Source organism: Streptomyces sp. NPDC046915, from assembly GCF_040644935.1.
Taxonomy (GTDB): Bacteria; Actinomycetota; Actinomycetes; order Streptomycetales; family Streptomycetaceae; genus Streptomyces.
On record NZ_JBEYXB010000003.1, the window covers coordinates 168,059 to 181,284 of the forward strand.

General features: G+C 69.3%; 15 protein-coding genes. 4 read left to right on the plus strand and 11 right to left on the minus strand.

The window, feature by feature from the left end:
- Positions 1–209: 209 nt before the first annotated feature.
- A complete protein-coding gene (locus tag ABZ915_RS08875; protein WP_361798158.1) occupies positions 210–1,409 on the plus strand; it encodes a pyridoxal phosphate-dependent aminotransferase in 1,200 nt (399 codons plus the stop codon).
- A gap of 28 nt (positions 1,410–1,437) precedes the next feature.
- Here the strand turns inward: ABZ915_RS08875 and gcvH are convergent, their stop codons facing one another.
- The 5 genes from gcvH to ABZ915_RS08900 all read right to left on the minus strand — a co-directional run bounded on the left by gcvH (position 1,438) and on the right by ABZ915_RS08900 (position 4,127).
- Positions 1,438–1,818, minus strand: coding sequence for a glycine cleavage system protein GcvH (gene gcvH, locus ABZ915_RS08880; protein WP_361798161.1), 381 nt, complete (start codon positions 1,816–1,818; stop codon positions 1,438–1,440).
- A gap of 113 nt (positions 1,819–1,931) precedes the next feature.
- Positions 1,932–2,633 (minus strand): DUF4232 domain-containing protein, encoded by a 702-nt coding sequence (locus ABZ915_RS08885; protein ID WP_361798163.1) that lies wholly within the window; start codon positions 2,631–2,633, stop codon positions 1,932–1,934.
- A gap of 289 nt (positions 2,634–2,922) precedes the next feature.
- Positions 2,923–3,102 (minus strand): DUF397 domain-containing protein, encoded by a 180-nt coding sequence (locus ABZ915_RS08890; RefSeq protein ID WP_361798166.1) that lies wholly within the window; start codon positions 3,100–3,102, stop codon positions 2,923–2,925.
- A gap of 16 nt (positions 3,103–3,118) precedes the next feature.
- Complete coding sequence (locus ABZ915_RS08895) at positions 3,119–3,256, minus strand: DUF397 domain-containing protein (RefSeq protein ID WP_361798169.1); 138 nt, start codon at positions 3,254–3,256, stop codon at positions 3,119–3,121.
- Positions 3,213–4,127: a helix-turn-helix transcriptional regulator gene (locus ABZ915_RS08900; protein ID WP_361798172.1), complete on the minus strand. Its 915-nt coding sequence runs from the start codon at positions 4,125–4,127 to the stop codon at positions 3,213–3,215. The genes ABZ915_RS08895 and ABZ915_RS08900 overlap by 44 nt, the downstream gene beginning before the upstream one ends.
- 176 nt (positions 4,128–4,303) lie before the next feature.
- Between ABZ915_RS08900 and ABZ915_RS08905 the strand changes: the two genes are divergently transcribed.
- The gene (locus ABZ915_RS08905; protein WP_361798175.1) at positions 4,304–4,684 is read left to right on the plus strand and encodes an ATP-binding protein; all 381 of its coding nucleotides are present in this window, start codon (positions 4,304–4,306) and stop codon (positions 4,682–4,684) included.
- Between the two features lie 88 nt (positions 4,685–4,772).
- On the opposite strand, the gene ABZ915_RS08910 is transcribed toward ABZ915_RS08905, so the two are convergent.
- Together ABZ915_RS08910 and clpB are read right to left on the minus strand one after the other, a co-directional pair.
- Positions 4,773–5,312: a YbjN domain-containing protein gene (locus ABZ915_RS08910; RefSeq protein WP_361798178.1), complete on the minus strand. Its 540-nt coding sequence runs from the start codon at positions 5,310–5,312 to the stop codon at positions 4,773–4,775.
- A gap of 326 nt (positions 5,313–5,638) precedes the next feature.
- A complete protein-coding gene (gene clpB, locus ABZ915_RS08915; protein WP_361798180.1) occupies positions 5,639–8,236 on the minus strand; it encodes an ATP-dependent chaperone ClpB in 2,598 nt (865 codons plus the stop codon).
- A 189-nt stretch (positions 8,237–8,425) separates the two neighbouring features.
- Between clpB and ABZ915_RS08920 the strand changes: the two genes are divergently transcribed.
- On the plus strand, positions 8,426–8,839 hold the full coding sequence (locus tag ABZ915_RS08920) for a TIGR03618 family F420-dependent PPOX class oxidoreductase (protein WP_361798183.1): 414 nt from the start codon (positions 8,426–8,428) through the stop codon (positions 8,837–8,839).
- Positions 8,840–8,988: 149 nt separating this feature from the next.
- Here ABZ915_RS08920 and ABZ915_RS08925 read toward each other — a convergent pair whose 3' ends face one another.
- Together ABZ915_RS08925 and ABZ915_RS08930 are read right to left on the minus strand one after the other, a co-directional pair.
- Positions 8,989–9,324 carry a hypothetical protein gene (locus ABZ915_RS08925; RefSeq protein WP_361798186.1) on the minus strand — a complete coding sequence of 112 codons (336 nt, stop codon included), beginning with the start codon at positions 9,322–9,324 and terminating at the stop codon, positions 8,989–8,991.
- A gap of 1 nt (position 9,325) precedes the next feature.
- Entirely contained in the window at positions 9,326–9,490 is a 165-nt protein-coding gene (locus ABZ915_RS08930; RefSeq protein WP_361798189.1) for a hypothetical protein, read from the minus strand.
- 104 nt (positions 9,491–9,594) lie between these two features.
- On the opposite strand from ABZ915_RS08930, the gene ABZ915_RS08935 reads away from it, so the two are divergent.
- Positions 9,595–10,632 carry a helix-turn-helix transcriptional regulator gene (locus ABZ915_RS08935; protein WP_361798192.1) on the plus strand — a complete coding sequence of 346 codons (1,038 nt, stop codon included), beginning with the start codon at positions 9,595–9,597 and terminating at the stop codon, positions 10,630–10,632.
- A gap of 30 nt (positions 10,633–10,662) precedes the next feature.
- Here the strand turns inward: ABZ915_RS08935 and ABZ915_RS08940 are convergent, their stop codons facing one another.
- On the minus strand, positions 10,663–11,709 hold the full coding sequence (locus ABZ915_RS08940; RefSeq protein ID WP_361798195.1) for a LuxR C-terminal-related transcriptional regulator: 1,047 nt from the start codon (positions 11,707–11,709) through the stop codon (positions 10,663–10,665).
- A 278-nt stretch (positions 11,710–11,987) separates the two neighbouring features.
- Positions 11,988–13,094, minus strand: coding sequence for a substrate-binding domain-containing protein (locus ABZ915_RS08945; protein WP_361798198.1), 1,107 nt, complete (start codon positions 13,092–13,094; stop codon positions 11,988–11,990).
- Between the last annotated feature and the right edge of the window lie 132 nt (positions 13,095–13,226).

A 13,226-nucleotide genomic window follows, 5' to 3' on the forward strand; every position in this document is an offset into this window, starting at 1 on the left:
GCCGCTCCCGCTCCCTTTGCGGCAGGACCGCCCCTTGCGCACGCTGCTCCGCATGGCCACGACGAATATGACCGCGATCACCGCCAGGATGATGCCGATGAACATGGCGTCACCCTCCTTCCGTTCCCCCGTGAGTGTGGTGAACGGGGGATGCCCGGCCCTCTCGCGAGCCAAAGCAGAGTTGAGGAAGTCCAGAGCTTGGGCGCAGGATGACCGGCATGACCTCCAGTGCGCGCCCCCTCCTCAATCGCCGGCTCGCCGAGTTCGGGACGACGATCTTCGCCGAGATGTCGGCCCTCGCCGTGCGGACCGGCTCGATCAACCTGGGCCAGGGCTTCCCGGACACGGACGGCCCCGAGGAGGTACGGGAGGCGGCGGTGCGCGCCCTGCGTGACGGGCGTGGCAACCAGTACCCGCCGGGGCCGGGCGTCCCCGAGCTGCGTACCGCGATCGCCGCGCACCAGGAGCGCCGCTACGGACTGTCCTTCGACCCCGACACCGAGGTGCTGGTCACGGCCGGTGCCACGGAGGCCATCGCCGCGTCGCTGCTGGCGCTGATGGAGCCCGGCGACGAGGTGATCGCGTTCGAGCCGTACTACGACTCCTACGCGGCGAGCATCGCGATGGCGGGCGGTACCCGGGTACCGGTGACCCTGCGGCCGCACTCCGAGGGCGGCGCCGGCTTCCGGCTCGACCTCGACGAGCTGCGCGCGGCCGTCACCGACCGCACCCGACTGCTGCTGATCAACACCCCGCACAACCCGACGGGGACGGTGCTCACCCGCGAGGAGCTCACCGCGATCGCCGAGCTGGCGGTGGAGCGCGATCTGCTGGTGGTCACGGACGAGGTGTACGAGCACCTGGTGTTCGACGAGGCCGAGCACCTGCCGCTGGCCGCGTTCCCGGGCATGCGCGAGCGCACGGTGACGATCGGGTCGGCGGGGAAGACCTTCTCCTTCACCGGGTGGAAGGTCGGCTGGGTGACGGCGGCGCCCGGACTGGTGACGGCGGTGCGCTCGGCGAAGCAGTTCCTGACGTACGTGGCGTCGGGCCCCTTCCAGTACGCGGTGGCCGAGGCGCTCGCCCTGCCCGACTCGTACTTCGACGCCTTCCGCGCGGACATGCTGGCCAAGCGGGATCTGCTGTCGGCGGGGCTGGCGGACGCCGGCTTCCGGGTGTTCCGGCCCGCCGGCACGTACTTCGTCACCACCGACATCCGCCCGCTCGGCGAGAAGGACGGCCTCTCCTTCTGCCGCGCCCTGCCGGAGCGGGCGGGTGTCGTCGCCGTCCCCAACGCCGTCTTCTACGACGACCGCGAGGCCGGGGCCCCCTTCGTGCGCTTCGCCTTCTGCAAGCGGGAGGACGTCCTCACCGAGGCCGCCGGTCGGCTGCGGCGCCTGACGTCCTGAACGCCCCGGCCGGTGCGGAGCGGGGGGGTCAGCCGATCAGCTTCTCGTAGGCGGCGGCGTCGAGGAGGTGGTCGGTGGAGGCACCGGCCGCCAGCTTGATCTTGAACAGCCAGACGCCGTAGGCGTCGCTGTTCACCTCCTCGGGCGCGTCGGCGGCGTCGGTGTTGATCGCTACGACTTCACCGGTGAGCGGGCTGTAGATGTCGGAGGCGGCCTTGACCGACTCCACGACGCCGATGGCGTCCCCGGCCTTGACCCGCTTGCCCACCTGGGGCAGCTCGAGGAACACGATGTCCCCGAGCGTGTTCTGGGCGTGGTCGGTGATGCCGACGACAAGTGTTCCGTCGCCATCGGCATGCACCCACTCGTGCTCGTCGGTGTATTTGAGATCGGCAGGGACGTTCGACATGGCACCACTCCTCCACGACGTGATCAACTGATCACACAGTGTCACATCGGTGCGCGTTCGCGATGTCTTTCGAGGAGGAGTCGCGGGCGGCGACTGCGCCGGCCCACGGGCCCTTACTTGGTCGTGTGCGTGGGGTAGACCTGAACGTCGGTGTAGGCGCCCTTGATGGCACCCGCGCCCTTGGGCCAGTCCAGGCTCACGGTGTGGGTCTCGTTCGGCGGCGTCACCAGGATGTTGGTCGGGGACGCGAGGCTCTTGCCGGTGCTGTCGATGTCGTAGGCGAGGTCGAAGACAGCGGCGTCGCCGGGCTTCAGGATGGTGACACGCGGCTGGGCGTGGCCGCGCTCGATGGGGTTCGAGGTGTGGTCGGCGTCCTTGATGTCGACGCCCGCGAAGCCGGTCGCCGAGCAGGTGGTCGCACCCCGGTTGACCATGGTGATGTTGATCCTGCCGGTGTTCTTGTCGGGCGCGGCGTTCGCGGCATCGATGGCCAGGTCCTCCGTCTTGCAGAACGTGACCTTGGCGCTGGTCCCCGTCGCGCCGTTCGCGGCTGTCCCTGCCGCGGTGTTCTCACCGGAGCCCGACTTCGCGTTGTCGGCCTTCGAGCCGCCGTTCGCCGTCGGGCCACCCTCCGGCTTCGAGCCACCGTTAGCCGTCGAGCCACCGTCCGAGGACGAAGAAGACGAGGCCGAGGACGAGGACGAGGAGCCCTTGGAGGACGAGTCCTTCCCGGAGCCGTCGCCGCTACAGGCGGTGAGCGAGAGGGTGGCGGCGAGGCTGATGGCGGCGAGAGCGGTGACGCGGGTGTACTTCATGGTGTTCCCCCTGGACTGACGCGGTGCGTTTGCGGTCTGAAGTATTTGTATCTCGCACCGAGTTACAGCCGGTCCACCGCGAAGTCCTCGTTCTGTCACGGGCGTATTGACCTCACGATCCGTCAACCCGACCACTCGGACGAGTGCGGCGGGCCTCCCGGGCGGGGCGGACGGGTAGTTCTTCGCCGGTTCTTTCAGGAGGTCAGCGGCCCGCCGGACCCTCGTGGGCAAGGGCCCGGCGGACCCGGAAGGCGGACCGTGGCCGGCCCCGGCCGACTCAGAGACGGTATCAATCAGCCTTCAACTGGCCGATGAAAGCAGCCCATGAGCGGGTTGCGAAGCTCAGGGCGGGCCCGTGCGGGACCTTGCTGTCACGGACGGGCACGATCCCGGGGAACCCGTCGGCCACCTCCACGCAGTTGCCGCCCTCCTGATTGCTGTGACTGCTCTTGCGCCACCTTCGCTCCACCGTTGTTGCCCTCCGTTCAGAGGCGGTGCCGACCGGCCTTCAACTCTCCTATGAAGGCTTCCCATGAGCAGGATTCGAAGCTCAGCGAGGGACCGTGCGGAACCTTGCTGTCACGGACGGGCACGACGCCGGGGAACCCGTCGGCCACCTCCACGCAGTCGCCCCCCTCCTGATTGCTGTAACTGCTCTTGCGCCACGCGGCGCCGTTCAGATCGGGATGGGACCTTCGCTCCACGGTGGTTGTCCTCCATCACGGATCGGATCATGTCGAGCGACATGAGCGGGGGCAGAGCTGCCGCCCGCAGCCGATCGTAGGCCAGCGCGAAACTCCTGACCTCGTCCGGATCCTCGATGAGTTGGCCGTAGTGTGCGCCTTCGGTGTAGGCGATCTCCGAGCCGTCCGGCATGGTGAGCACCGTGAGCGAACCGCCCATGACATCGTGCTCGCCCTGGTCGAACGGCAGTAACTGCACGGTGACGTGAGGTTCCGCCGCGGTCCTGAGTAGCCGCGCCAACTGCTCGCGCATCACTGCCTGGCCGCCAACGGGACGCCTGAGCACCGCTTCGTCGAGGACCACCCACAGTTCGGGCCGATCAGCCGCGCCGAGCCGCTCCTGTCGTCCCATACGAAGGGCGACACGCTCCTCCAACTGCTCTGCGCTACCCAGCGTTCGACCGACCCTCAGCACCGCCCGCGCATAGTCCTCCGTCTGCAACAGACCCGGCACCACATGGGCCGCGTACTGCCTGATGACCACCGCCCGCTCCGAGTACTCCATGAACCTCCGCGACCAGTCCGGAAACGCCTCCCGGTACACGTACGGCCACAACTCCACCAGCAGGTCGTCCGCGCCGAGGGCCGCGTCCAGCGCACGCGCCAGGTCCAGCGTCGGCTTCGCGCCGGACGCGCGCTCGATCTGTGTGATCCGGGTGCTCACCACGTGCGTCCGGTCGCCGAGTTCGGCCTGGGTCAGGCCGGCCGCCGTACGGAGTCTGCGTACCCGTGCGCCGAACAGGGCCGCCATCGACGCGCTGGGGTCAATTCCGTTGGCCAAAGCGTCACTTCCGTTCCTTACAGCCGGAAAAGTAATGCTGTGTCACCTGTCGAGCGTAGGGCGATCGGACGACTCTTGGGTACGGAACGTGATGACTCGCGCACGTTGCGAGATGACTCAGCTCGGCAGACAAGGACGGACAAGCCGTGCCCACAGGAACGACCACCCCGGGATACGGGCCACGCGAACTCCCCTGCTTCACCGAACAGTTCGCCTCTTCGCCCCGAGGTGCGCAGCTCGCCCGCCGGCTGGCCGTCCGGCGCATGGGGGAGTGGGGCTACCCGCCGACGTCGGACGCGTCGTGCGCGGTCGCCCTGCCCGCGGGTCTGGTGCGTGTGGAGGTCGCGGACGCGGCCTCCGAGAAGCGGCTGCCCGCGGCCCCGCCCCTGTCGTGCCCCGACGGCGAGTCCGGTCGAGGACTGCTTCTGGTGGATGTCCTGGCCGTGCGCTGGGGGTCCACGCCTCGTCTTCCCCTGGGCAAGACGGTGTGGGCGGAGGTGGAAATTCAGGCGTCAACCTCTGTGTAACGCCGGTGATACGACAGGAGCCCGGCCGTGGGCACGCGGCCGTACTGGCCGGTGCCCTGGCCGGGCTCTCACGCGTGGGGCGGGAGGACTACTCCTCGTCGTCGTCGCCGTCCTCGGACTCCTCCGCTTCGTTGACCTCCTGCTCGAGGCCGAGCTGCTCGACCAGCCACTTGTCGAACTCGATCGCGGCCCGCACCCAGCTGACCGTGGAGGAGACGAAGTGGTTGAGGTCGACGCCGGTGCCGATCAGCATCTGCGCCTCGCCGATGAGGCGGACGGTGCCGTCGTCGTGGGTGTGGCTGTACACCTTGGGCCACAGGGTCCGCCGGTTCCAGTCGTCGATGGACTCCAGCAGCTGCGGCTTCTCGTCGATCTTGTGGGGACGGTCGTAGAAGGTCCGCACCGAGAAGACGGCCTGCTCGGCCTCTCCGCGGAACATGAAATACGTACGGAACTGCTCCCACGGCGCCGCGAGGTCGCCCTCGTCGTCGACGACGTACTTGAGCTCCATCTGGTCGAGGAGCTGCTTCACGAGATCCTGATCCGGGACGACGGGGCCCGCCGGTCCTTGGGGCTGCGGGTCGGGCTGGCCCCCGAAGTTCGGAATCGAGGACGGGTCGATGGTCACCGTGTTTTTCCCTTCGTACGGATCCCGCCATCCTCCCTCATCCGGGGAGGGGGGTGGCAAGCCCCGACGGGGCCTGTCAGCCGTCGGCTGACATGATCCGGCCTGTACCCAAGTAACCACTGCACGGCACGGGAAACGACGCCCGCGTGGGTGATGATTTCGGCATGCGCATGCGGAGAGAGGTGCGGTGGCTGCTGTGGGCCCTTTGGTGGGCCTGCCTGGGGTTCGCGGTGTGGTTCTGCTGGATGGTGTACGTCGTCTACACCACGGACACCTGACCCGGCCGCCGGGAAACGGCGGCCGGGCGGGGGCCGGGCGGGCGCCGGCTACAGCGTCTTGCCGGTGGCCGCGCCCACGATCAGACCGTCCCCGAACGTGTCCACGCGGACCGTGTCGCCGTCCTTGACCTCGCCGGAGAGGATCTCCTTGGCGAGACGGTCGCCGATGGCGGTCTGGACGAGGCGGCGCAGCGGACGGGCGCCGTACGCCGGGTCGTTGCCCTCGTCGGCGAGCCAGGCCAGGGCCTCGTCGGTGATCTCCAGGGTGAGCCGCCGCTCGGCGAGCCGCCTCGCGAGCCGGTCGATCTGGAGGCGGGCGATACGGGCCAGCTCCTCCTTGCTGAGCGCGGAGAAGACCACCAGGTCGTCCAGCCGGTTGAGGAACTCCGGCTTGAAAGAGGTCCGTACCGTCTCCAGCACCTGCTCCTTCTTCTCCGCCTCGCCGAGCACCGGGTCGACCAGGTACTGGCTGCCCAGGTTGGAGGTGAGGACCAGGATGGTGTTGCGGAAGTCGACCGTGCGGCCCTGACCGTCCGTCAGGCGGCCGTCGTCCAGCACCTGGAGCAGGATGTCGAAGACCTCGGGGTGGGCCTTCTCGACCTCGTCGAGCAGGATCACGCTGTACGGGCGGCGGCGCACCGCCTCCGTCAGCTGGCCGCCCTCCTCGTAGCCGACGTAGCCGGGAGGCGCGCCGACCAGCCGGGCCACGCTGTGCTTCTCGCTGTACTCGGACATGTCGATGCGGACCATGGCCCGCTCGTCGTCGAAGAGGAAGTCGGCGAGCGCCTTGGCCAGTTCGGTCTTGCCGACGCCGGTCGGGCCGAGGAAGAGGAAGGAGCCGGTGGGCCGGTCGGGGTCGGCGATCCCGGCGCGGCTGCGGCGCACGGCGTCGGACACGGCCTGTACGGCCTCGGTCTGGCCGATGAGCCGCTTGCCGAGCTCGTCCTCCATGCGCAGCAGCTTCTGCGTCTCGCCCTCCAGCAGCCGCCCGGCCGGAATGCCGGTCCAGGAGCCCACGACGTCGGCGATGTCGTCGGAGCCGACCTCGTCCTTGACCATCGTGTCCCTGGCGGCCTCCTCCTCGGCCTCGGAGGCGGCCTCCAGCTCCTTCTCCAGGCCGGGGATCTCGCCGTACAGCAGCTTGGAGGCGCTGTCGAAGTCGCCGTCGCGCTGGGCGCGTTCGGCCTGCCCGCGCAGGTCGTCGAGGCGTTCCTTCAGCTCGCCGACCCGGTTGAGGGACTGCTTCTCCTTCTCCCAGCGGGCGGTGAGGCCCCGCAGTTCCTCCTCCTTGTCGGCGAGGTCGCGGCGCAGCTTCTCCAGGCGTTCACGGGAGGCCGGGTCGGTCTCCTTGTCGAGGGCGAGTTCCTCCATCCGGAGCCGGTCGACGGCCCGCTGGAGTTCGTCGATCTCTACCGGGGACGAGTCGATCTCCATGCGCAGCCGGGAGGCGGCCTCGTCGACGAGGTCGATGGCCTTGTCGGGCAGGAAGCGGGAGGTGATGTAGCGGTCGGAGAGGGTGGCCGCGGCGACCAGCGCGCTGTCCGCGATCTGCACCTTGTGGTGGGCCTCGTACCGGCCCTTGAGGCCGCGCAGGATCGCGATGGTGTCCTCGACGGTCGGCTCGGCGACCATCACCTGCTGGAAGCGCCGCTCCAGCGCGGGGTCCTTCTCGATCCGCTCCCGGTACTCGTCCAGGGTGGTCGCGCCGACCATGCGCAGCTCACCGCGGGCGAGCATGGGCTTGAGCATGTTGCCGGCGTCCATGGCGGAGTCGCCGCCGGCGCCCGCGCCCACGACCGTGTGCAGCTCGTCGATGAAGGTGATGATCTGCCCGTCGGAGTCCTTGATCTCGGCCAGGACGGTCTTCAGGCGCTCCTCGAACTCGCCGCGGTACTTGGCGCCCGCGACCATCGCGCCCAGGTCGAGCGCGACCAGCCGCTTGTCCTTGAGGGACTCGGGCACGTCCCCCTTCACGATCCGCTGGGCGAGGCCCTCGACGACGGCGGTCTTGCCGACGCCGGGCTCGCCGATGAGCACGGGGTTGTTCTTGGTGCGGCGCGACAGCACCTGCACGACCCGGCGGATCTCCTGGTCGCGCCCGATGACCGGGTCGAGCTTGCCGTCGCGCGCGGCGGCCGTGAAGTCGGTGCCGAACTTCTCCAGGGCCTTGTACTGGCCCTCGGGGTCCGCGGTGGTCACGCGGCGCCCTCCCCTCGCCTTCTGGAAGGCCTCCTGGAGCTTCTTCGCGGTCGCGCCCTGCCGCTCCAGCACCTCGCCGGCCGCGCCGCCCTTCGCGGCGATGCCGATGAGCAGGTGCTCGGTGGAAAGGTACTCGTCGCCGAGGTCCTTGGCGCGCTCGGTCGCGTCCGCGATGACGGCGAGCAGCTCACGGTTGGGCTGCGGGGGCGCGACGGTGGACCCGGTCACGCTGGGCAGCCCGGAGAGGACGCGCTCGGCGCCGGAGCGCACGGCGGCCTGGTCGGCGTCGACGGCGGCGAGCAGGTCGGTGATGTTCTCGTTCTCCTGCCCCTGGAGCAGAGCCAGCAGCAGATGGGCAGGGGTGAGGTCCGGGTGCCCCTCGGTCACGGCTCGGTTGCCGGCCGCGTTGATCGCTTCCCGGCTCCTGTTGGTCAGCTCGGCGTCCACGTGTCCGTTCTCCTCCTCGGCGCCGGCCCGTCGGCCGGGTCTCCCACTGCTGCGTCTCCCACTGCTGACTTAGCCAATGTACACAAAGTTGAGTCTATTCCACTCAATCCTTTCCTCAAGGCGGTCCGGGCGGTCCGGCGGTCCGCCCGAGGTGGAGCCTGGAGCCGTTCCGGGCTAGCTTCCGGTCCCATGAGCACGTACTCAGTGGATCCGGGTGCCCCGGACGAGCCGTATCTCCGCTTCTGGCGTGAGCGACATCTGTGCACGCTGACCACCCTGCGCCCGGACGGCAGCCCGCATGTCGTACCCGTCGGAGTGACATACGAGCCCGGGGCGCGGCTGGCTCGGGTGATCACGAACAAGGCGAGCGCGAAGGCGGCCCACGTCCTGGCCGCGGGGCCGGAGGGCGCCCGGGTCGCCGTGTGCCAGGTGGACGGGCGCCGGTGGGCGACGCTGGAGGGCCGCGCGTACGTCCGCGGCGAACCGGAGCGGGTGGCGGAGGCGGAGCGGCGCTACGCCGAGCGCTACGAGCGGACCCCGTCCCCCAACCCGTCACGCGTAGTGATCGAGATCCGGGTGGAGCGGGCCCTGGGGCGAGGTTGAGCGTGTTTCGGCCACCATGACGGCCTGGCCGAATATGCCCATACGGAGAAATGTCCCCACAAACGACAGCGGCGTCACCGTGTTCAGGTCACGGTGACGCCGCTGCGGGGGGAAGCACCTGAGCGATCTTTTACGACGGGGGAATCGCGTCAGGCACTGCGGGGGGTGGCCGAGATGGTCCTCACATCCGAGATCTCCGGGTCTGCCAGCCGGTGGTCTCGTCGGTCCAGGTTCACAAAGATCATTCCGTATCGGACGGCACATCGCACGGGCTGTGGCGCCCCTCGGGGCTTCCGCAGGCACCGATACGCCCGCACATCCTCGTCCTCGTCCCGCGTGACGACGACCGGCTCTCCGAAGACGGTCACCATCAGCGAGTCGCCGCTGTGGGGGATGGCGGTGACCAGGTCGATGAAGTGCCAGCCGGAGCGATAGGCGGTGGCCATCTCGCGGCGGAAGGAACGGTCGTCGGGCGGAGTCGTCACGTCAGCTCCCGGTTCCGCCTGCCGCGCCGGCGTCCACGGCGACAGTGGGCCACTCGGTGACCGCCAGGGTGTCGCCCTTCGCCCCGGAGACTCCGCTCGCCACCCCCAAGGCAACGAGGGCTGCGAGCGCGGCGGCGACCACCGAGCGAAGCAGTCTGTTACGCATAGTCGGCTTCATCCTCACTTGAAGGTCCCCTTTTCCCCCGTCAGGTACGACGATGGCTCATTCGGGCACGTGATGGCCACACAATCAGTGCATCATGTTCCTGCATGTTCAGGACCCTGGGGGGTGGAGATTTGACAACAAATCAGGCGAAAGGAACACATCCTCATGCGGTGACCGAACTATGTGAGGAAGGCAACCGCCTTTACGCCACCGCCCTGCGCTCGGGACGCGTCGCCCGCGCGGACGCGGAGACCGCTCCCTGTCTGATGGAGTTCGCCCTGCTCCACCCGGATCCCGACGACCCCTCCTGGTTCCGCCCGGTCCCGCCGGCCGTCGCCCTGGCCCGGCGGGTCAACCCGATCGAACGCGAGATCACCGAACGCAGGCAGCTGTCGGTCGAACTCGCCCAGGTCTTCGAGCCGTTCATGGCGATCGGCACGGAGGTGAGCACGTCCGGCGACTCCATCACCGTCCTGGAGGGCGGCGAGCGGATCAACGCGGCGCTCAACCTCGCCACGTCCCAGTCCCAGTCCGAGATCCTCACCGTACAACCGTCGGACCGCATCTCGGAGCACAGCCTGCTGCGCGGGCTGGAGCGGGACCGGCAGCTGATCGAACGCGGCGTGAAGGTCCGTAGCCTCTATCAGCACACCGCGCGCTACAACCCGGAGAAGCTCGCCTACGCGGCCCAGCTCTCGGACGGCAAGTTCGAGTACCGCACCATCGACGAACTGGTCGAGCGCCTGATCATCGTCGACGAGGCCATCGCCTTCATCCCGGCCCGCGACGACCAGAAGATCGCGCTGGAACTGCGCCACCCCGGCCTGGTCCGCTATCTCATGAAGGTCTTCGAGTACCTGTGGGACCGGGCCGTCCCGATGAGCGCCGGCGGCCCGTACGCGACCGACACCGACGGCATCACCGAGATCCAGCACTCCATCGCCAAGCTCCTGGTGGAGGGCCACGTCGACGAGGCCATCGCGCGCCGCCTGGGCATGAACGTACGGACCTGCCGCGCCCACATCGCCAAGCTCGCCCAGGCGCTGGGCAGCGGCAGCCGCGCCCAACTCGGCTACCTCGTCGCCCAGTCGGGCATCCTGACCAAGAACAGCCCACTGCCGGGCCCGGTCGACCACCGGTGAGGCACCGCGCCGCCGGCCGGCCCGGCCGGCTCAGCGCACGGTCGGGGATTCCTGGCCGGGGAGCCTGAGCACGGCCGGTGCCGCCGTGCGGGGCGGGCCGTCCAGGCCCACCTGGGCTATGCGCACGCCCAGTTGGGTGCGGCTGGCCGCTCCCAGGGTCTCCGACAGCCGGGCGATGTGGGCCCGGCAGGTGCGGACGCTGATGCCGAGCCGCTCGGCGATCACCGCGTCCTGGTGGCCCTCCGCGAGCAGCGCCGCGATGGACTGTTCGCGGTGGGAGATGCCCTCGATGCCGGTGTCGGGCAGCGGTGCGGTCAGCGGGATCGCCAGCCTCCACAACCTTTCGAAAACCGTCACGAGGTATTCGACCAGCGCGGGGTGGCGCAGCTCCAGCGCCATCGTGCGGTCGGCGTTGGCGGGGATGAACGCCACCGTGCGGTCGAAGAGGATCAGCCGGTCGATGACCTCGTCCAGGGTGCGGGCCTCGACCGCGTCACCCATCAGCTCCAGGTAGTTCAGCAGCCCCTGCCCGTGCCGGGCCACATGCGTGTACAGGTCCCGCATGCGCACGCCCCGGCCGCGCAGCGCCAGCGCCCGGTGCAGGCCCTCGGTGAGCTCGGCCTCCCGCCGGATGCCGCCGGGCTGCACGGTCAGCACCTCGGTGGTGCACGCCTCGGTCGCCTCGTCCATGGCGGCCTGGATCCGCGACAGCCCGTCCAGGACGCGGATGGCGGTGCCCTCCGCCGAGGCCGCCGCGGAGGCCTGCAACTGCCGTCCCAGGCCCGCGTAGCGCTCGAAGGCGGTCACCGCCGAGCCCACCCGCCGCTGGCTCTCCCTGACCTCGTCGTACACCCCGCGCAGCAGCCGGGTCATGACCTCCTGCGGAGAGGTCGGCACCAGCCAGTCCATGTCGTCGGGGTCAGGGTGCAGCAGCGCCAGGTCCAGCAGGCAGGGCACCGCCTCGGCGTCCGCGCGCGTCACCCGGCCGCGCCGTACGGCCCGGGAATACACGCGATCCCCGGCCTCGCACAGTCGGTCGGCACCGTGGGGATGCTCCTCCGTCCCGTGCCCGGCCATCGCCCATTCCACCCCCGGTTTGCTGCCACATCCGCAGCGCAACTATGCGCGGCCCCGACCGGGTCCGCAACACGGCTCTCCGGGCCACGACCGTCGTAAACCACCGGAATGACCCGCTATCCCCCGGGCTCAGCCTGTCGCGTCGCAACAAGCTGATGGCGGTGGCTCGAACGCCGTCACCGCGCCCCGGGCCGGCGCGCCCGCGGACCGAACGCGGCAAGGCGCCCACCCGCGCGGGTGAACGCCTTGCACCGTGTCGCGTTGACCGGGGAGGTGGGCTACTTCAGGCCGATGGACGCACAGGCCGACTTGTACTTGGCCGTGCAGATGTCGCCCACCTTGTAGATGCCGTCCGCGAGGACGGTGCTCTTGATGGTCTTCCGCGTCAGGGCGTTCACCGTGACCAGCTGGGCGGGAATGTCCTTGTTGCTGGGGCTGTCGACCTTGTCGCGGGTGAGGGCGTCGAACTGGATGTCCCGGCCCTGGACCCGGGCGACGGCCATCTCGGCGGCGGCCTCGGCCAGGTCCGGGTAGGGCTTGTAGACGCTCATGTACTGCTCGCCGGAGACGACCCGCTGCACCGCCGTCAGCTCCGCGTCCTGACCGGTGACGGGCGGCACGGTGGTGACGCCCGCGTTGGTGAACGCCTTGACGATGCCCCCGGCCATGGCGTCGTTGGCGGAGTAGACGGCGGCGATGTTGTCCTTGCCGATCGAGTTGATCGCCTTGGTCATCTCGGCCTGGGCGATGGCCGGGTCCCACTTGTCGGTGTCGTAGCTCGCGGCGATGGTCACCTTGCCGTTGAGCTCGGAGAGCGCGCCCTGCTTGAACTGCTTGGCGTTCGGGTCGGTGGGCGAGCCGTTGATCATGACGACCTTGTCGGAGGTGTCGGCGCCCGAGCCCAGCGCCTCGAGCAGGGTGCGGGCCTGCACCTCGCCGACGAGCTCGTTGTCGAAGGAGGCGTACGCGTCGATCGGGCCCTCGGCCAGCCGGTCGTAGGCGATGACCGGGATGCCCGCGTCCTTGGCCTTCTTCACGGTGGGCGCGATGGCGTGCGAGTCGACGGCGTCGAGGATGATGACGTCGACCTTGTCGTCGATCATCTTCTCCATCTGGGTGGTCTGCACCTTCGCGTCGGCACCCGCGTTCTGGTACTCCGTCTTGCCCTGCTTCTTGGTGAGATCGGCGACCTTGTCCCTGATGATGGGGTAGTCGAAGTCCGCGTACCGCGTGTTCGTCTTCTCCGGCATCAGCACGCCGACGGTGATGTCGTTGCCCTTCTTCGGGCTTGCGTCGCTCGAGCCCCCTGTCGCGTTCAGCATGCCGCAGCCGGCGAGCGAGAGGGTCATCGTGGTGGCGGCCACGGATATGGCGATACGACGCATTCGAGGGCTCACTTCAGGTGCGTTCGGGACGTGGCGGCTCCTATGCCACCCAGATGTCTGAAAAGACAACGCGGAGGCCACCACCGGCGTCAAGCGGAATCACTTAACGAGTGCGCAACGCCACGCTCCGCT